A 19,852-nucleotide genomic window follows, 5' to 3' on the forward strand; every position below is an offset into this window, starting at 1 on the left:
CTGGGGTATGTGGTTTTCAGATGGTCTGCTTGCCTATATACAGACTGAGAATCAGGACAATTTACCAAAACATTGCCTGCTTTTGCGGAGCGAGACATGCATTTGAAATTTTCAATTTATGCAAGCCTTTTGGTTGCTTTGTGCCCCTATGCTATCGCCGAAACTGGGCCTTCTAAAGCAGATGAAAAAATCGGCCCTGAACAACCTCTAAAAAAGAAATCTTTTAAGGAAAAAAGAGCGACAACCCAAGAAGCATCGACTCTGACATTTGTTTGGGAAAATGACAGTTTCGCCAACACAGACCGAAGCTATACCAATGGCATGCGTTTGGCATGGCTTTCTGGTGCACAATCAAAAAGTGATGTTGTCAAATATGTTGCGCGCAATGTGTTGGGTGCAGATGATGATGCTGTTTTGCGACGCGGTGTGGCCGTGGGGCAATCCATATTTACACCCACAGACATTGAAGCGACGGATTTTCTACCAGATGACCACCCCTATGCGGGATGGTTATATGGGGAATATTCCGCCGTGATTGCCCAACGCAATATAATTGACCAAATGTCGATCCAAGTTGGAATGATTGGCAAAAGCGCTGGCGGCGAAACTGCGCAAAACGAATTTCACTATCTCATTGGAATTGAAGGCGCTAAAGGCTGGGATAATCAACTTAAGGATGAGCTCGGCGTGGTACTGACCTATGAGCGTAAAGCACGCCGGATTGGCAAGATTGGCGACACCGACTTTGGAGCCGATCTCACGCCTAATTACGGTATATCGGTTGGTAATGTCTACACGCAAGCCCGCGCTGGCCTGACGGTGCGGGCAGGACAAGATTTGAGCAATGATTACGGACCACCGCGCGTGCGCCCTTCCCTTGGCGGCGCGGGATATTTTGTGCCTGATGATAGCTTTAGCTGGCATGTGTTTGCTGGCTTTGAAGCGCGCGCTGTGGCCCACAATATCTTTATTGAAGGCAGCCTATTTAGAGAGGATTTTGTCGATCTAAGCCTGCGCAATTTTGTGCATGATTACCAAGCTGGCTTAGTGGTGCAGGTTTATGATGTACAGATGGCTTTGTCTCTTGTGCAGCGGTCCAAGGAGTTTGACGAGCAGGAAGAGCCACAACGCTTTGGTGCATTTAGCCTCAGCAAGAAATTCTAGCATTTAAGATATTTGACGCGCAATTTAGGCCGCAAGACGCAATTTGTGCTGGGTATATTTACGGGCAACATCAATCAACGTTTCAGGCGAAATAATCTGCGTGATGGCATCATAAAAAGCCGGAATGGATTTTTTGTGAAATTGGCGCAGGTCAAAATCATCGGCTAATTTCAGCACATTCAATATACGCACAATATCTGAGATATAATCCTCATTGTGGATACTGATGAGTTGTTTGCGCACGAGTTGGAATTCCAGATAATTGGGGTCAGATTCCTCAAATGAATACACTGTGCGTGTCTTTGGTTTCATCAAAGGCAATAAGGCTGCGTTCTCTGTTCTGCGGATATCTAAAACGAAATCGGCCAGTTCGACATCACTGAAGTGATGACGCGAACGCTTGATAATCTCAAGAATTCTTAAGGTCGACTCATGCATGTCACATTCCCAATCAAAAGCAGGCTCAATCTCAACGAGCCAACACAATACAAGCCCTCAAACGATAACGGACACATTGGTGCCGATTAGACAAAATTCGCCCCATTGGTGAATTAAAATGCAAAATCCCTGCATTTTCGTTAACCGATGCAACTCTTGCGTTTACAGTTGAAAATTCAAACTTACGTGCACCCTCAAAATGGTGGAGAGCATCCTCCCCACCACATTGCCATCTTGCATTGCTAATCACTTGGTTTTAGCTCAACGCGCTTTCATAGAGGGCCAACATGCGGCTCCATGCTTTTTCAGCTTGAACTTCATTATAGGCAGCGGAGTCTGGTGGACACCAACCGTGGTTTGCACCGGCATAAACCTCAATCTCGGCAGGAATGCCTGCATCCTCATAGGCTTTGGCGAGCACTATTTTAGCCTCTGGGTCTCGTGCATCATCATTTTCAGCCACAGCATGCAGCACATGCGCAGGAGATTTAGGAATGAGGAGATGCGGACTGTCTTCCTTGTCTGTCACAAGGCCGCCGCCATGAAATGATGCGGCTGCACCAACACGATCTGGCACGGCTGCGGCTGTGCGCATAATCAATGGGCCGCCCATACAATATCCCGCTGTGCCTATCTTGCGGGAGGTATCGACAGAAGATTGGTCATCTAAAAACGAGATATAAGCACGTGCATCAGACATGGCAGCATCTTGAGTTAGCTTACTAGCCATGCCTCGCAGGAATGTTCGCGTATCTGGATCACTAAAGCTCGCATCAGGCCCCACAACAGGCGCTTTGGCATCACGATAAAAAGGGTTCACAACCAAAACGGAATATCCAGCCATCGCCAAACGTTTTCCCATCGCTTTAAATGCCGGGCGCAGACCTTTAATGTCTGGCCACATCAAAATAGCAGGATGTTGCCCACTGCTTGGGTGGACAAAATAACTATCAGAAACGCCATCGGGCATTTGCACATCAACTTCCGTTTCCGTGATCGCGCTTTCCGAGACATCAGACGCTGCACACCCAGGCAATAAGGCCATAAAGGTGGCGATAGAGCTTAGTTTGGTAAATGTCCGCCGATTAAACCCATCATTGCCATTGAGATTCTCGATATCTTTTTCCGTAAATTCATCACACATTAGAATGCCCCTTTGTTAACCTTAGCCTAGAGAGTGCATCTGGAAATTAGAAAAGCAAGCAGGTCGTGATCACTTTAAATTGACGCTGCCTCTATTTGAATGATGATCTTATCGCCAACAACTTCATTCACCGGCTTGCTCCATCGCATTCTGGATGTCCAAAGCAATCTGAGCAATGATGGTTTTGTTTGTCCAATACCCCATATGCGACAGCGTGTTCCATTTTGTCAGGAGATTGCCCGCATCAACTTGAATATCTTTGAGGTGACCCTGATTTGCCATTATCGCGAAATGTCCCCCCATTGGTGCGAGTGGATATCCTAGAACATCATCGCGGTCGTAGAAATTTATCCACCAAGGTTGCGCCTTGTCTTCAACAAATCTAACTGGCGGCTCAAACGCTATAGTCTCATCCTCGGGCTGACCGATCATGAACAAAGGTATATTGCACCCAAATGTAATAAAACGCTGCACATTCTCTAGCTTGGTTGGGATGTCCAATTTTCCATTCTGGCTGAAGCAAGATTTGAAATAATCCAGCATCACCTGCCCGCCAAGTGAATGCGCAATCACAAAAATTGGCGCATTTGGTACACATTCACTTTCTACTTTTTCAAACGTAGACTGAATAGCCATTTGCACTTTTGTGAAGGCGGATTTTTGTCCCGCCCCCTCTGCATTACGCGGCCTGTAAGCCGCTGCGTCTCCCAAGTTTTCGACGACAAGCTGACGAATGCGAGAGCGTTTTATGCTATTGCCCAACTGGCGATAATACTCATCCTGAACCCCATTAAAAATGTGCGCATAATTTGCTTCCCGCCATGCAACATCATCATTTAAATCGACATTCCTACCCGTCAGAATACGCTCAAGTTTACGATATAAAGACAGCGAGTACATGAGCTTGTCTGGTTGGGAAGTAGGCGGCAAGCTTTGACGTCCAATCCCGTGAACCACCATCACGCCAACTGGTTTTAATTTTTTATCATCTGAGAGTTTATATGATGTCACAATGTCGTTTTCCTTCTGACCTTAAAAGCCAAAGGATGCGGCATATATTTAGGCAGAGGATAAGTTCTGCAAAATCCTCTCATTTGCTAACGCGCTATTAACTTAAGCTGATAGAATATTAATCAAATGCGTAAAATTGTTTTCAAAGTGTCAAATCCTGCATCCAAAATGTCCTTTTGCATTGCGCGAACATATGAAAACAGCATATGAGAGATACGAATAATCTTTGCAAAGATCGGTTTTTGACAGCCTATGAACATCACGTTTGAGAGCTTGGTACCTAACGCGCTGCGCTATTGGAACATAGCGGAGACATGGATTCTATCGCATCAAGAGCTTGCAAGCTTTGGTGTTATAGTCGCTTTAGCTGCCTGCGTAACAGGGCTGTATTTCATCCTGAAACTTTTGTGGCTTGCTGCACGATCGGCTCACCTTGCTGGTACGGCGTCTCAAGTTCGCCGTGGCACTGACATTGGAGCCCGCGTGCTTATCACTCAGGGTTTTGGCAAAAAGGGAAAAGCTGCGAGCGAATATTTAAGTGCAGCTGCACGCAGCCACCTTAAAGGTTTCATGTTTGGTGGTCCGTTTGATGTCATCGATTTTCCGGCCAAAATTCGTAGTGAAGAAGAAGCCCAAACACTGTTGAAAAAAGCCGGTGCTGATTTGGTCATGTGGGGCGAAGGCATGAAAAAAAATAAGATCGTCGCGCGTATCGCGCGCCGTGATGACACCAAGAAAACCACGCAATACCAACATCGCATGATTGTGCTGCCCAAAAATACCGATGATTGGAGCAAACCTTTATCCGCTGCTTTGGCCTATGCCACAGCAAGAGAATTACGCCCTGCTCTATCGCGCCCACAAGATTTTCGGGCTGAGCGACTAGAGCCTGTCGTCGCTTCACTTCATCAAATTCTAGCTGATAATCCCAAAATGGATGTGCATTTGCGCGGCGATATTGAAGATGATTATTCGGCCGGAACCGTTCAACTCGCCATTGCCAATATTGCAGACTGGAGTGACCGCTGCGTTCAAGTGTTAGAAGATACACTTTCCGGTATTGATCGCTCAGAAACACCTGACCGGTGGGTAAAAGCAAAAATCAATCTTGGACGCGCGCTGAAACTTCGCTGTGAGAGTAAGTTTGACCCGATTATCTTGCAAGAATCTGTTGGTCATCTGTCCGATGCACTTGAAGCCTTGCGTGCTGAAAGCAAATTTAAAACAGCTGAACTTGCAGCACAAACAATTGCTGAATGTCAGAAAATGCTTGGCACGCGCCGCAGGTTTTCAATTACACGCGGCGGCATCTAACTTAACGCTAAATGCACGCGACACCAGTTCCTTTTAAACCGCAATAGCCACTAGGGTTTTTGGCAAGATATTGTTGGTGGTAGGTTTCAGCGTAATAATACGGCCCTGCCAACGAAATCTCTGTTGTGATCGCCCCCCCGCGCCCTGCCTTGTTTAATGCCGCTTGATAGGCTGCCTTGGAGGCATTTACACGCTCTAAATCCGCTTCATTCACTGCATAAATCGCAGAGCGATATTGTGTACCAAGGTCATTTCCCTGACGCATGCCTTGCGTTGGGTCATGAGCTTCCCAGAAGACTTTTAAAATACCTTCTAGCGTGATGATGGAAGGATCAAAGACAACATGGACAATTTCAGTATGACCGGTCAGCCCTGAGCACACTTCTTCATAGGTTGGGTTTGGCGTATATCCGCCCTGATATCCAACAGATGTAACATAGACACCTTCAGTCTCCCAGAAGCGGCGCTCTGCACCCCAGAAACAACCAAGCCCGAGATAAATTTCACCAAAACCTGTTGGAATGTCTGCTTTTATGGCTGCTCCACTCAAAAAATGGGTTTGCGCCGTTGCCAATTCTTGATCACGCCCAGGAAGTGCGTTCTCTTTGGAAACCAGTTGAGATTTGTCCAGAATTGTCACGTCAGAATATCCTTATACCGAAGATAGTATTTTCTATCAGAAGCATAGATTTAGGAACTCATACAGGGAAAATCTAGAGATCCGTGAACGAATATTCTTTGCGAAGTGTTTGAGGCCTAAAAATAATATAACTAATAACTTGCACTTAAGAAATCTCACGCTATTGTCGCGCCTTCCTCAGCGGTGAGGTGGCCGAGTGGTCGAAGGCGCACGCCTGGAAAGTGTGTAGGCGGGTAACCGTCTCCAGGGTTCGAATCCCTGTCTCACCGCCATTCAGTCCGGCTGTTTCTGATAGTGCCGTTCTCTCTCAAATTACTACTGACTTTACCGTAGCTTAGCCCCTTCATTTTGCGCAGAGACCAATCGCCTTAAAGATTCCGCCCTGTCTATATCCTAAAATCTCTAGAGCCCATTTTCATGTGGCCGGTTTGCCCATTTTCCCTGTTATTTTACAATTAACAGGGAAATATCGTCTTTTCAGCCTGTATTGAGGTGATATTGGTAAATTATTGAATTTAAAAATGTTAAATTTCAATGCTTTGATTACCAATTCCCTGATAAAATCAAAACAGGCAATGAAATACAAAAAAACAGGGAACAATATGGTTTTGAGTAGGGATATTAATTGAAGCTATCAGGGAGTTATAAATCCCAGTACTATTTCCTGCTTCTTCCAATCCAATGGAAGCCTTTGAGTAATCAATGCCCGCAATGTTAGCTCAACAGGTTGGCTTCCAGATAATATAGACTCGGTAATTCTAGGGGATAAAAAAGCAAGCGCTATTCGTTTGCGAATGGACGAATCCGTGACGCCCAATTCACGACGGCATTGGCAGATTAAACGTCTTATTTCCAACTTAGCCAGCTTTCGCTAAGCTGCAAGCATGAAAACTTCCATCTTCCGATACTTCAAAACATCACCCGAAATCATCAAACTTGCCGTGATGATGTATATTCGTTTTCCACTCTCACTGAGAAATGTAGAAGACCTACTTCACGAGCGTGGAATTGATATCACGCACGAAACTGTTCGGTTTTGGTGGAACAGGTTTGGTCCCTACTTCGCATCAAAGATCAGGACAAAACGTTCGGCTCAAATGCGTAAGTTCCCTCAATGGCAGTGGCACCTTGATGAAGCTCCTGCCGGAGCCTTTTTCGCTTAGCTTTGATCTACTAGATCAAAGCTTTGGCATACGCTAACCAGCTCCAAAGTCGTCAAGATCAACGGTGAGCTTCACTACCTTTGGCGAGCGGTGGATCATGAAGGTGAAGTCCTAGAAGCTTACGTTACCAAACGCCGTAACAAACGAGCAGCATTGAAATTTTTACGTAAAGCAATGAAGCGATATGGCCCGCCTCACCTGTTAGTCACGGATAAATTGAAATCATATCGTGCAGCAATGAAGGACATTGGAAATGCTGATAGACAAGTGACAGGACGTTGGTTGAACAACCGATGTGAGAATTCTCACCAGCCGTTCCGACGACGAGAAAAGATCATGAATAAATTCCGGCAGACCAAGAGCTTGCAAAAATTCATTGCCATTCAATCGTCAGTTCACAACCATTTCAATTTGGAGAGACATCTCTACTCAAGATACAATTTTAAACGAAACCGTGACGTCGTTCTGAACGAATGGCGACAGCTTTTCACTGGCTAAAAAAACACCCTAACCCGCCAATTAGAGACCAGTTAGCTTTTGTCTGACATCACCGCTCGACAGTATACTATGCTGGGGGCACAGCCGACTCTCGAATAATAAGATTATGCTTTAACGTTGTTACCTCTGGTGAAATATTTGGAGATAAAATATGCTTGATCAACATTTCTGTTGCCAACCTCGACATTTCAATTGTCGGCTGATCTACCGTGGTAATTCTAGGAAAAATCAACCCTGAAATAGGAGCATTATCAAATCCTACTACCGACAACTCTGATGGTACCTTTATGCCCATATTACCAGCCACAGCAATCACCGCCGCTGCCATATCATCATTTCCAGCCATAATCGCTGTCGGCAATAAATCTGCGTTTAAAATATTTTGAGCAGCTTTCAATCCTGATTGATAATCAAACAGCCCCCACTGCATATGTTGAGGATTCACTCGTAGGCCCACATTGTCCAATGTATCTTTAAATCCGGCATATCTGATTTCACTTACCATATGATCAGGGTGGCCATGTATATACCCTATACTTTTATGCCCTAGCTCGATGAGATGCTGTATTAAATCAACAGAGGCTTGATAATCGTCTATCTTTACGCCGAATGATCGCTCCAATTCCCTTTGAGGACAAACCCTCACATAAGGGATGTTTTTTTCTTCCAACGAATCCAGAATTTTTAGATTGTCACACAAGCCCGGCGAAAGAACGACGCCTGCTAAATCTGTATATTCAAGAATCTCTTCGAATGCACATTCAGGCGAACCATAATCATCAACAATTAGAAAATACCCTTGTTTATTACATTCGCGCATAGCCCCAATTTGCAAATCAGCATTAAATCCACTCATATGCTGCCCGGGATTATCACACACCAACGCTATAAGAGTTTTTTCGCTATTTCTAAGCTTTCTAGCTGCTAAATTAGGTCGATAACTAAGTTCGGAAATCGCTTTGTGAACTTTATTCCGAGTTTTATCACTAACTCCGGTTTCATCGTTTAAAACTCTAGAAACGGTTTTTATTGAAACTCCAGCCTCTCGAGCCACATCGACAATTGTCGAAGGTCTTCGAGTCTCGTCGATAGATTCTGTTATTCCCCGTCTATTCATAACAATTTTATCAACCACTTCACTTCGACTCACGTTCAAAGTGAGGCAGTGTACACATAGCACGCTGTCTTGATAACCGTCATCTTAGATTCATTTGATATTATGCAATATCGAACAATACTTGCTCTACGAATACAAGCCAATCAGTATAATTGTTTCAAAACTTCTGAATGAAACGGCATCGCTAAAGCTGCCTTATCTATAAGGTTACGCATACCATCTAGCCTAGATTGAGTTTCCTCAAGCGTAAAACGTAATGTAATGGGGTCATGGCCGTATACTTCAATTCCCTGCCCATGCATAACCGCTAACCAGCTTGATGGCGTAAATAAACCATTCTCAAATTTCAGTATACGTCCCGCATCTTGATAGAGAGAAATTTTCTCCTGCAACGAAGCTGGGACAGGCAGGTTTCTCATATATTGCCAGAATTCGGAATCGTTCCTTTTTGACGCCACATAATGAAGCAATAAGAAGTCCCTTATATGCTCATACTCTTCTAACGTACGCTGATTATAGGCCGACCTTGACGCTTCTGAAAAACGCTTATCAGGCATCAAAGTCATAAGTCTAGCCAATCCGGTTTGGATTAAACTGATAGAAGTTGACTCTAATGGCTCCATAAATCCGGCGGCCAACCCTAATGCGATAACATTCTTATTCCAAAATTTACGCCTATGCCCAGTTTTAAATTGTAACTTTTTAGGTTCAACCAACGCAGGTCCGTCCAAACCTGAGACCAAGTTTTGCCTTGCAGTGTTATCACTCATAAATTGACTAGAATACACACAACCATTCCCGGTCCGGTGCTGAAGCGGAATTCTCCATTGCCAGCCAGCCTCATGTGCGATCGCTTTTGTGTAAGGTATCGGGTCGCCTACTTTTTCGCTGGGCACTGCCATCGCACTATCCATGGGCAACATATGACTCCAGTCGCAGTATCCTGTATTTAGAGCACCTTCTATCAACATCCCTCGAAAGCCAGAGCAATCAATAAACAACTCGCCATCAATTTCTCTATGGTCATCCAACACGATTGATTTCACATGACCATTTTCTGAATCTAGTTTAACGTCCCCTACAATCCCTTCATAACGAACAACCCCAATTTTCTCGGCATAATCTCTTAAGAAGGCTGCATAAAGTCCAGCATCGAAATGATAAGCATAATGAATTCCTGAATAGACAGATTTAGGGTTTTGATATTCTGGATATTTAAACCTTCCTAGCTCACAAGCCTTCACCATCAAGGAAAAACCAAAAAGGCTGTGCTGATAGCCAGCTCTTTGCCTTTGCGATAACCAGAAATGATGCAATGGAATACCTTCAATATCAGTTCCAAAGTCACCAAAGGGATGAATGTACTTCTGTCCGACATCTCCCCAATCAGAAAATTCTATTCCTAATTTAAAAGTAGCCTTAGTGGCTTTCATAAACTCCTGTTCATTAATTCCCAACAGCTCATTAAATTTCAAAATGGGAGGAATAGTCGCCTCACCGACCCCAACACTTCCAATGCTCTCAGACTCAACCAATGTGATAGATATCCGATTAGCATCCAACACCCTAGCCAGAGAAGCAGCAGCCATCCAACCTGCCGTCCCTCCCCCAACAATCACAATTTTGGAAATCGCAGCTTGGTTCACCGACCCTCCCCCAAGTCAGCACCAGCACTTTTACAATAACGGTCGATGAACTGCTGGTGGGTAGGCATTGCAGCAACTGTTTTTGTAAAAAGACTTCTCATGTTTTCCAGACTTTGTTTGACGTTAAGATCACTAAGCGTATCAGCGACTGGATTGTAATGTTGCGGCCCCATGCCCTGCCCCTCCATTACTGCCAGCCAGCTTGCTACGGAAAACAATTCATCTTCATATCGAAAAAAACGTCCCTTTTCCTGCATCAACTTCATCTTCTGTTTGAGAGTTGAGGGAGGATCAATTTTTTGCATTTCTTTCCAGAAGGGGGAATCCTGCCTGTCAGTAGCAATGTAATGCAGAATGATAAAATCCCTTATATGTTTATAGCTCACATTCAAAAGCCTATTATACTCGTCTCGATCCGTGGGACTAAAATCACGATCAGGAAACAAAGCGATCAACTTCGAGATACCAGATTGAATGAGGTGTATTGACGTAGACTCTAACGGCTCAAGAAACCCAGAAGATAACCCTAACGATACGCAGTTAGCCTCCCAAAATTTTTCTCTGATACCAGTTTGGAAACGCAGATGATTAGGGTCAGCTAAAGCTTCTCCCACCAATTCCTTCTCAAGAATTTGCGTTGCCATTTCCTTAGACATAAATTTACTTGAATAGACGTGCCCATTTCCGATACGATTTTGCAAAGGTATCTTCCAAGTCCACCCTGCACTCTGAGCTTTCGAAATGGTGTAAGGCTTCGCAAACTCAACAGAGGCACAAGGGATTGCCACAGCGCGATCCATGGGCAACAAATGGCTCCAATCTTCGTAGCCCACCCCTAATGCACCATTTATAAGCAATGCCTTAAACCCGGTACAGTCAATAAATAAATCTGCATCAATAACATCACCTGTTTCCAATTGAACAGATTCAAGAAATCCATCTGTCGAACGTTTTGTTACCGAACAAACCTTGCCTTCTAATCGACGAACTCCTCTTTTTTTAGCATATTCAGACAAGTAGGACGCGTATTTGCCAGCATCGAAATGAAAAGCATACCCCATCTTTGACAATACAGAACCACCGTTAACAGCGTCCAGTCTAATGAACTTACCTGCATAAGCCGCCTTAGTATTGAGTGAGTACTCATCTAACCCATGAAAGTCATTGCTCTGTTTGCTCCGAACCCAAAACTGGTGAAAATCTATCCCCTCCAAATCGTAGCCATATTCTCCGAAGGGGTGAAAATATGTTTCTCCAATACGTCCCCAATCTTGGAACTCAATACCGAGTTTAAAGGTTGCGTAGGTTGCTTTTACAAACTCATCCTCATTTATTCCCAACATTTTGTTGAAAACCGCTATTTGAGGAATTGTTGCTTCTCCCACTCCGACTGTGCCAATTTCATCAGACTCAATCAAAGTGATTTCAGTTCTACCCATAGGCAGATAGCGACTTAAGGCTGCTGCAGCCATCCACCCTGCTGTTCCGCCGCCAACTATCAGAATTTTACGAATATTTCTATCAGTCATAGCATTATATACCTTCGTCAATTTGGTATTTCTGAAGGTGAGCAGATGCCTCTTGCCTTGAAATAGAATCTACAAGACGACTGTAGGCCATAGGCGGCCCGACCCTTTTATGCAGCACAGCGAGCCACTCATGAGGCAGAAATAAATCACCTTCACAAGGAATGACTCGCCCCACATCCAACCAAAGCTCAATTCTATATTTTACACGCTCAGACAATTTTCCAGTATCAAAGTCTGCACTCATTAAAAACTGCATATCTTCGACACTAGCCAGAACAGAATTTAACTCTTCTTCGAGCTCCTGTCTTTCAATTTTCTTAGAACCAATTTGTGGAAAATTTTGAACAAGCGCTAGCAAGTTCCTTTGCATGACCATCAAATCAAAATTTGTTATACTTACGGTAGGAAACCGTCCATTTCCCAAACGTAGACAATCTGTTAATTGCTGCCTAATGGGGCCCCCTTGCGTTTCAATTATTAAGTCTTGCTCATCGCATGAAACCTGCTCAACATCAGAATAAATTTTTCCGATCCCAGCATGTGCCGATATTGACCGAAGCAACTCCTCATATTTGCTCGGATCTATTTCCCAATACCCTGCGTCCCGATGAACTGGGGCAAATGAGGGATTAAAACTTCTCAAATCTTTTACGCCACCATTCAAATGCTCTCTGAGCCAGATATGATAGAATGGCACCCCTTTCAAAGGTGCTCCATAATCCCAGAAAGGCAATCTCAAATTCTCGCTTAATTGCACCGCGGCGATAGGCGTTTTGTTTTTTGAAATCCGCTGCATATGGCTTTGTGCTATTCCTAAACTTCTATGCAGCTGATCCATATCGGATTTTAGAAACAGTGAACCTACATCAGATTTCAGCTGCGTAGACAAAACCTCTATTTTGAGTGGGTCTGGGATGACAAAACGTGCGAGTGTGCAAGCAACTAGAATTGGAGCATAGCCCTCTCCCTTAACCAAGACAGATTGAATTAATTTCTTTTTCAATTCAAGCTCTCCTTTGGAGAGTGTGGGATTTTACAAAATTGTTTCAGCCATTGCTCATGCGGCATCATATTATCTGCTGATCTTGCTATGAGAGATTTAAGTCGCATTAAATTGGTTTTGACTTCATCTTCCGGATACATATCAACACGGCTATCATAGTTATCTGGAATAACCCTTTGACCATAATACACTGCCACCCAACTAGGCTCCAAAAAAAGTCCATTCGCATAGGTTTTCACGCGCCCACACTCTTTAAATAATTCCATTTTTTCTTTGAGTGACTGAGGGACATCGAGGTATTTCATCTCTCGCCAAAACTCAGTATCTTCACGCTCTGTCGCATGGTAATGGAGAATTAGAAAATCACGGATACGTTCAAACTCGATATCCATCATTCGATTATATTCGGTTGCGCGAATTGAATGATCCTTAAACTCAGGAAATAATTCCAAGAAATATGTAATCCCTTGTTGAATCAAATAAATACTCGTTGATTCAAGGGGTTCTAAAAAACCACCAGATAAACCAATAGACAAACAATTTTTGCTCCAGAGTTTTTTCCGTTTTCCTGTTTCAAATTTCAAGACGCGTGGGTCTGCTAATTTTGCCCCTTCTAACGAATTTAGAAATTCGCGCTCAGCATTTTCATTCGCTATAAATTGACTCGAATATACATAACCATTCCCTGCCCGTGACTGCAGTGGAATACGCCATTGCCAGCCAGCATCTTTAGCAGTTGCACGCGTGTAAGGCAGTAGTTTACCCTTATGCTCACAAGGCGCGGCGATTGCCCTGTCACAAGGCAACCATTTTGTCCAACTTTCCCATTTTGTTTTCAGAGCACCATCAATCAACAAACCGCGGAACCCTGAACAATCAACAAAGAAATCCGCACTGAAACGACGTCCATCTTCAGTACCTAATGCGGAGATATTTCCGTCACTTGAGTGTTCAATATTGACTATTCTTCCTTCGACCCTCTTCACTCCCAATCTCTCAGAGTGCTCCCGCAGAAAGGGACCAAATTTTGTTGCATCAAATTGATATGCAAAACGGTATGTGGAATTTACAGAAGACGCATTTTGTGAAGGCAGCTCAAACTTGGCTTTCCTAGCTGCTACGATGGGAAGGGAATAATCACATATAGGACCATTACTTTGATGTTTGTGATAAAATTGATGAAAGGGAATACCATCATTGGGAAGCCCATAATCACCAAAAGGATGAATATAGCTATCACCAACACGCGCCCAATCTACAAATTCAATTCCAAGCTTAACAGTCGCATCAGTTGCAGCCATAAACTCTCGCTCATCAATACCGAGCGACTGGATAAAATAACGTAAGTGAGGCAATGTCGCTTCACCCACACCAACAATTCCTATGTCTTCCGATTCTATTAAAGTAACTTGGAGATTAGTACTTCCGATAGCCTTCGCAATGCCCGCAGCCGCCATCCATCCAGCAGTACCACCACCAACAATGATAACTGATTTCACTCTATTATCTACCAATGGAATAGGCTCCTCTTTTCTCCAAATAAAACACGACACTCGCTATCGCCTAATATTTTAGAGACGAACAAGCGATTTGAGGGAGTTTCAAGGTATTTTAGAAAAAAATGAACCGAAGTGGGAGGGCTCCGGTTCATTTTCAAATGTACTCGCCTAGAAGTTAGCTCTAAGAACCAACGAGTACCTTCGATCGTTTCGGTTAAAAGCACGCGGCCCTCTCAACCCATTTGGATTGATTGTCGAACTTGTTTCTGTAACATCATCCAACAAGTTCACCCCTTGAAGGCCGACTTTTAAGTTGTCATTGATGTCGTAGAAAAATGAGGCATCGAGCTGGCCAGTTGCTTCTTGGTAGATTGAAGCAAACGGATAAATCACATCTCTTTTTGTCAACAAGAAGTCATCACGCCAATTCCAAGCCAAACGAGCTTGAACTGGTCCTTTTTCATAAAGCCCAACAAGATTATATTGATGCTCTGAAATACGTTCAAACCCAACCGCATCGATGAGGAAACGACCTCGTTGCTGCGCACCCTCACCCAAGGTATCTAAATCCTCAGCGTCTATATAAGTATAGTTCGCTTGAATACCGAAGCCATCAAAAGGAGCTGGAAGCATGTCATAAAACTGCTGATATGCTATTTCAAAACCTTTAATGTTCGTTGTTTCTTGCGCATTTGAAACTGTGGTCGCAATTGACTCTATTGAAACACCGTTATTCACTAGTGTAACAGGCACACGGTTGCCTCCAGTTACAGACCCACCGTCTCTCATTTCTCCTACCCATCTGTTTTCAAGATCTTTAGAGAAAAGTGAAACTGTTAGAGAACCCGTTTCATCAAAATACCACTCATAAGAAGCGTCAAACTGGGTAGACTCGATTGGTGCAAGGTTCGGGTTACCGATTGATGAGATAACACCACCGAATTCTCCACCATTGTCAGGCCCGACAGTTACACGCCCACCCACACTCAAATCTAAGAGGTTGGCATCCCGAATACTTTTGGAAGCTCCCAAGCGAATGAGATGGCCATTCCCAAATTCAAACTTCAAGTTTAAACTTGGCAAGAAATATTCACGTGAGTTTTCAACTGTTTGAGGTGTAGCTACAGCTGTAGGACCAAAAAAGGCAGAAACCGCCGCAAATTCTGCATCAGTTAGACTACAAACACCAGGCAGAGCCCCCCCTCCCATGTTGCTACAGGTCACATCTCTACTACCATCAGGCGCAAGGGTTGGAATAGCAGTGGCAAGATCATCAACTTCCAACGTGCCCTCAACGGTTCGATCCATTTTGACATACCGGACTCCAACATTACCATCGAGAGATACATTAGAACCAAACAGTCCCTCGGAACCAAAATCCAATCGAGAGTACAAAGCAGTCGATTTTCTTTCCACGTCTACAATTTCTGAAGGGACAAATGGTTCACGTCCAGACACAACATTTCCTCTATCTTCTAGAAGTGTTGCACTCGCTCCTGGGTGTGTTGAAAGAACTCCATTCATCACATCAAGATAACCCTGATAATCTGCAGCTAATGGCCCACTCCAGAACGGAACTCCACCTAGTTGGTTTGACCCACGCTGAAATTCATTAAACGAATATGGAGACATATTTGCTGAAACTGTTGGGTCTGAAGCCAAAAGAAGCGGACTACCTGTCCAAATTTCTGATACATTCCCCCAGTTATATCGAGATTGTTGTATAGAAGAATCTCGATCGCTATAGCGTGCACCAAAACGAACAGATTTCAACCAGCCTTCACCATCAAAGTCATATTCCGCATCACCTCTAAAAGCGATAGATTCTGCGTGACTATCCTCTAAGTGCGGCATTGTAGAGCGAATGAAATAATTATCAGTATCCGCGAAATATTCTGCATCAGACTGGCCCGAACCTACAGGAGCGCGGTAGGTTATATTCGGCACCTCGCCCGACATATCAAGTTCAAATGCAGAAAAGAAAGTTCCGTGAACTGATACATCTTTGATATCTTTATCTGCCTCTACATACTGAGCATCAAAGTTCAAAGCCCACCGGTCGTTGGGTGTGTACTTTAAGTTTACACCCAAATCGGTGGTAACATCTTTTTCAGTATGCTCGCGTGCTGTTGCTAAGTGCTGACTTCCGTCTAAAGGAAGATTGTTATCATTACCGCGCCAACCAACATTTTCAGATAAAAGACCAGAATAGAAAGTCCTGTCTGACTCAAATACAAAATCATCATCTTGGGGCAAGATATTCTGCGCCAGACCACCATCAATGTTAGATTCTAAAACCTTTTCACTCCAGGTCAAATCGGCTTCCGAACGCAGGAATTGCACACTACCAACCATTGTTCCGGAATTATTTTGCCATTGGCCCGCTAGTGACAAAGCTTCACGCCCACGATCATAGAGTTGAGATTTAATCCCGACACCTCTAGGGATGTAATAGAGACCATCCTCCACTTCACCAAAATTGTAAGAATTACCTGCACCATCTGACAAAGTCTGGCCATTAGAAAGACTATCAAACTGGACCGGCGTGAAAGTGTTGCCATCCCTCAGATTTGGAGCGACATCAGCAATTGATGTAGCGTCTGATCTAGATTCCAAACTAGAATTTGCGTACCCGATTAAGAAACCGAATTCCCCAGCTCCAGTCTCAAATCTGTCTGACCACAGTCCAGAATAAGTCGGAGAAATCTTACCAACAAGATCCGAATGCGTAAGGTCCGCTGAGAACCCAACTTTGCGTCCTGCTGAATCAAAAGGCAACCGGGTTCGAAGATCAATCGTGCCAGCAAGCCCTCCTTCAACCATGTCAGCGGATTGGTTTTTAAATACTTGAACACTACCTAACAGCTCCGGTGACACATCTTCAAAACCAAGACCACCAGAATTACCAGCACCAAAAACATCTCTGCCGTTCAATTCGGAACGAACAAAAGGTAAACCACGAACAACAACCCCGCTACCCTCAACAGCAAAATGGTCAGGATCATCTGCAGCAGCAAAACGTAGTACATTCACTCCAGGAACTCGTTGAAGTGCTTCTGAAACAGAGCGATCTGGCAATGAACCTATATCGTCGGCCGTAATCGCATCAACAAACACATCTGCGTCTTGTTTAAGGTCCTGCGCACTTTTAAGCGACGCCCTAATACCTGTTACAGTTATCGTCTCAAGAACTTTATCCTCAGACTTACCGCCTTCAACAGCATCTGCATCCTGCGCAAAAGCTGCCCCAGCCCAAACTCCACTTGCCAAGGTAAAAATAGACACACCACGCAACAGCATGCCAGTTCTTTTCGAGGCATTTAAAGCCGACCTTTTAGTAACACCTAAACCTGTCTTTTTCATTTTTATTCCTCCCTAAATTCTCGCTTTACACCCGATCTAAACGGGTCTTTTTCCCAAGCGATACCAAACATAAACAGAATTGTCCAACGTTGTCTACAAAACAAATAAAAAGCCTATTGCAGACACAAAAAAACTACCCAGAACCGACCAAAAAGCTCTAATTTTGACGATATGACAAGGTTGGACATTTTTTTTAATATATAATACAATAACTTACAAAATATCGTAACGTCAATTTTCGAAATTGCAGGATAATGTATAGAAAAATGCAGAAAAAGACTTACGTTGTCAAAAAAAATACAGCCATAAAACACGACTCATCCATTAAATTTAGTGGCTTATGAGTGAAACGATATGGCGCATTTGAAGGAGGATAAAAAATTGAAATTTCATATTTTTGTAGCAGGATCAGTTGCTTTTATTGCAGCCTTAACATTGCCAAATGCAGTTGCGGCCCCAATCAAAAGTACCGACAATTGCCCAAACGAAAAGATAGAAATATTTTTGAATCAAGTGGGATATGAAACACCCTCAAACAAAAGCGCCGTAGTATCTTCAAAATCTACTTCCCCCCTCAAATGGACTCTAAAAGATGGCTCAGGAGAAAGCACTCTTTCAGGTGAAACAATTGTTTTGGGTTTGGATAAATTATCAGGGCTTCATACTCATAGAATTTCTTTTAGCTCCCTAAAAACCGAAGGAAAAGACTACACTTTGGAAACTTGTGGAGAAACAAGTGAAGTATTTAAAATTGCTTCTAATCCTTTCAACTCCCTCTCCGAAGAAGCACTTCGTTTTTTCTACCAAATGCGGTCTGGCACCCCGATATTAGAAGCATACACATCAACCCCTGAATATTCTCGTCCAGCTGGCCACCCCTCAAGCAATTTGACTTGCTTTAATGGATTAGACCGCACAAAAAAGAACTGGGATGGTTGCGACTACAGTCTTGACGTGACTGGAGGCTGGTATGATGCGGGAGATTACGGAAAGTATGTTGTAAATGGAGGTATTTCGCTTTGGACCCTCCAGAATGCATACGAACGAATGAGTATTTTAGGCGGTGCGAACAATCTTGGATGGAGCGCATCTCGTGTCCCTCTCCCTGAAGAACATAAAGGCTGGAGCCCCCTCCTCTCTGAAACACGCTGGGAAATGGAATTTCTTCTAAAGATGCAACTCCCTGAAGGGTATCAAACGCAGGCCCCACTCGGCCTCCAAAACGTCGCCAAGGGTAAAAAACTGGAGATCTCACAAATAGATGGCGGCGGTCTAGCGCACCACAAGGTGCATGAGGACCAATGGCTAGGCCTCCCTATATCTCCAAACGATTCCAACGAACAACGCTATTTGTATCCTGTATCAACTGCTGCAACTTTGAACCTTGCTGCGACGGCCTCCCAATGCGCTCGCATATGGAAAAAAATTGATGCTGCTTTTTCCAATAAATGCTTAAATGCAGCAAAAAAAGCATACACTGCCGCAAAAGCATATCCAGACATTTACGCGTACGATCTCTTTGATGGCGGTGGTCCATATGCCGATTCAGACCTCTCCGATGAATTCGCGTGGGCAGCATTTGAACTTTTTTCAACAACAGGAAACACGGAGTATATCCAAGAACTCAAAGACACCCCAGGGCGCGACTGGCTTTCTCGTTACAAGAATGAAAAATTAAATGGACTGTATTGGGCCAGCACTGATATTCTTCCATTGCTCACAATATTGATTTCAGTTGAACACTTTGGATTAAATGACCGAAAGACAGCTTCTGAGGCAATATTGAAAATTGCCGATTCGTATCTTTTCGAATCAAATAATAACAGCTTCCTAATCCCTGTTTCCCATTCAGAATTTGATTGGGGATCCAATGGTGCTTTACTCAATAAAGCAATGATACTGGCCTATGCCGGCGAAATTACTGAGAATTCCAAGTATAGAAACGCAGTAATTGATATCATGAATTATCTATTGGGGAATAATCCATTATCTCAATCATATATCGCTGGATTTGGCTCCAATCCAGCCAAGAATATGCACCACAGATTTTGGGCTGCCGCAGCTGACGACCAATACCCGTACACTGCACCAGGATCCGTATCCGGCGGCCCAAATGTAAACTCTGCTATTGATGAGGTTGCACAAGAACTTCTCAAGTCCTGCAAGCAAGCTCCAATAACATGTTGGGTAGATGATATCAAAGCATACTCCCTCAATGAGGTCGCAATAAATTGGAACGCGCCATTGGTATGGGTGACCAGTTATTTGGAAACTTCACGTGGATACGCATCCACAAACTAATAATTCACATCCTTAATTTGGC

General features: G+C 43.8%; 13 protein-coding genes, 1 tRNA gene and 1 pseudogene. 5 read left to right on the forward strand and 10 right to left on the reverse strand.

The genetic code is table 11. From position 1 onward, the window contains the following. Nucleotides 1–96: 96 nt before the first annotated feature. Nucleotides 97–1,164, forward strand: coding sequence for a lipid A deacylase LpxR family protein (locus HBAL_RS12305; RefSeq protein WP_015828273.1), 1,068 nt, complete (start codon nucleotides 97–99; stop codon nucleotides 1,162–1,164). Nucleotides 1,165–1,188: 24 nt separating this feature from the next. Here the strand turns inward: HBAL_RS12305 and HBAL_RS12310 are convergent, their stop codons facing one another. The 3 genes from HBAL_RS12310 to HBAL_RS16405 all read right to left on the reverse strand — a co-directional run bounded on the left by HBAL_RS12310 (nucleotide 1,189) and on the right by HBAL_RS16405 (nucleotide 3,757). Further along, nucleotides 1,189–1,602, reverse strand: coding sequence for a hypothetical protein (locus HBAL_RS12310; protein ID WP_049763215.1), 414 nt, complete (start codon nucleotides 1,600–1,602; stop codon nucleotides 1,189–1,191). Between the two features lie 256 nt (nucleotides 1,603–1,858). After that, complete coding sequence (locus HBAL_RS12315; RefSeq protein WP_015828275.1) at nucleotides 1,859–2,746, reverse strand: dienelactone hydrolase family protein; 888 nt, start codon at nucleotides 2,744–2,746, stop codon at nucleotides 1,859–1,861. Between the two features lie 123 nt (nucleotides 2,747–2,869). Beyond that, on the reverse strand, nucleotides 2,870–3,757 hold the full coding sequence (locus HBAL_RS16405) for a hypothetical protein (RefSeq protein WP_015828276.1): 888 nt from the start codon (nucleotides 3,755–3,757) through the stop codon (nucleotides 2,870–2,872). A gap of 252 nt (nucleotides 3,758–4,009) precedes the next feature. On the opposite strand from HBAL_RS16405, the gene HBAL_RS12325 reads away from it, so the two are divergent. Beyond that, nucleotides 4,010–5,071: a hypothetical protein gene (locus HBAL_RS12325; protein WP_015828277.1), complete on the forward strand. Its 1,062-nt coding sequence runs from the start codon at nucleotides 4,010–4,012 to the stop codon at nucleotides 5,069–5,071. 7 nt (nucleotides 5,072–5,078) lie between these two features. Here HBAL_RS12325 and msrA read toward each other — a convergent pair whose 3' ends face one another. Further along, the gene (gene msrA, locus HBAL_RS12330) at nucleotides 5,079–5,711 is read right to left on the reverse strand and encodes a peptide-methionine (S)-S-oxide reductase MsrA (RefSeq protein WP_015828278.1); all 633 of its coding nucleotides are present in this window, start codon (nucleotides 5,709–5,711) and stop codon (nucleotides 5,079–5,081) included. Between the two features lie 182 nt (nucleotides 5,712–5,893). Here msrA and HBAL_RS12335 point away from each other — a divergent pair. After that, a tRNA-Ser gene (locus tag HBAL_RS12335) sits at nucleotides 5,894–5,983 on the forward strand. Between the two features lie 612 nt (nucleotides 5,984–6,595). Beyond that, nucleotides 6,596–7,372 (forward strand): annotated as a pseudogene (locus HBAL_RS17045) (IS6 family transposase). A gap of 67 nt (nucleotides 7,373–7,439) precedes the next feature. Here HBAL_RS17045 and HBAL_RS12345 read toward each other — a convergent pair. From HBAL_RS12345 to HBAL_RS12370, 6 genes are all read right to left on the reverse strand, one after another. Further along, nucleotides 7,440–8,507, reverse strand: coding sequence for a LacI family DNA-binding transcriptional regulator (locus HBAL_RS12345; protein WP_015828279.1), 1,068 nt, complete (start codon nucleotides 8,505–8,507; stop codon nucleotides 7,440–7,442). 125 nt (nucleotides 8,508–8,632) lie between these two features. Beyond that, on the reverse strand, nucleotides 8,633–10,135 hold the full coding sequence (locus HBAL_RS12350) for a tryptophan halogenase family protein (protein WP_015828280.1): 1,503 nt from the start codon (nucleotides 10,133–10,135) through the stop codon (nucleotides 8,633–8,635). After that, nucleotides 10,132–11,664 (reverse strand): tryptophan halogenase family protein, encoded by a 1,533-nt coding sequence (locus HBAL_RS12355; protein WP_015828281.1) that lies wholly within the window; start codon nucleotides 11,662–11,664, stop codon nucleotides 10,132–10,134. The genes HBAL_RS12350 and HBAL_RS12355 overlap by 4 nt, the downstream gene beginning before the upstream one ends. A 4-nt stretch (nucleotides 11,665–11,668) precedes the next feature. Further along, nucleotides 11,669–12,502 (reverse strand): Rossmann-fold NAD(P)-binding domain-containing protein, encoded by an 834-nt coding sequence (locus HBAL_RS12360; protein ID WP_324603383.1) that lies wholly within the window; start codon nucleotides 12,500–12,502, stop codon nucleotides 11,669–11,671. A 161-nt stretch (nucleotides 12,503–12,663) separates the two neighbouring features. Beyond that, complete coding sequence (locus HBAL_RS12365) at nucleotides 12,664–14,166, reverse strand: tryptophan halogenase family protein (RefSeq protein ID WP_233356690.1); 1,503 nt, start codon at nucleotides 14,164–14,166, stop codon at nucleotides 12,664–12,666. 168 nt (nucleotides 14,167–14,334) lie between these two features. After that, nucleotides 14,335–17,529, reverse strand: a complete 3,195-nt coding sequence (locus tag HBAL_RS12370) for a TonB-dependent receptor (RefSeq protein WP_015828284.1) — start codon at nucleotides 17,527–17,529, stop codon at nucleotides 14,335–14,337. A 381-nt stretch (nucleotides 17,530–17,910) separates the two neighbouring features. Between HBAL_RS12370 and HBAL_RS12375 the strand changes: the two genes are divergently transcribed. Next, nucleotides 17,911–19,830 (forward strand): glycoside hydrolase family 9 protein, encoded by a 1,920-nt coding sequence (locus tag HBAL_RS12375; RefSeq protein ID WP_159098037.1) that lies wholly within the window; start codon nucleotides 17,911–17,913, stop codon nucleotides 19,828–19,830. Nucleotides 19,831–19,852: the final 22 nt, after the last annotated feature.

This window comes from Hirschia baltica ATCC 49814 (genome assembly GCF_000023785.1).
Lineage (GTDB): Bacteria > Pseudomonadota > Alphaproteobacteria > Caulobacterales > Hyphomonadaceae > Hirschia > Hirschia baltica.

Excerpts from the sequence above, each read along its gene's own strand:
- HBAL_RS12305 (WP_015828273.1), top strand. The coding sequence starts at position 97 with ATGCATTTGAAATTTTCAATTTATGCAAGCCTTTTGGTTGCTTTGTGC.
- HBAL_RS12310 (WP_049763215.1), bottom strand. The coding sequence starts at position 1,602 with ATGCATGAGTCGACCTTAAGAATTCTTGAGATTATCAAGCGTTCGCGT.
- HBAL_RS12315 (WP_015828275.1), bottom strand. The coding sequence starts at position 2,746 with ATGTGTGATGAATTTACGGAAAAAGATATCGAGAATCTCAATGGCAAT.
- HBAL_RS12325 (WP_015828277.1), top strand. The coding sequence starts at position 4,010 with ATGAACATCACGTTTGAGAGCTTGGTACCTAACGCGCTGCGCTATTGG.
- HBAL_RS12355 (WP_015828281.1), bottom strand. The coding sequence starts at position 11,664 with ATGACTGATAGAAATATTCGTAAAATTCTGATAGTTGGCGGCGGAACA.
- HBAL_RS12360 (WP_324603383.1), bottom strand. The coding sequence starts at position 12,502 with ATGGATCAGCTGCATAGAAGTTTAGGAATAGCACAAAGCCATATGCAG.
- HBAL_RS12370 (WP_015828284.1), bottom strand. The coding sequence starts at position 17,529 with ATGAAAAAGACAGGTTTAGGTGTTACTAAAAGGTCGGCTTTAAATGCC.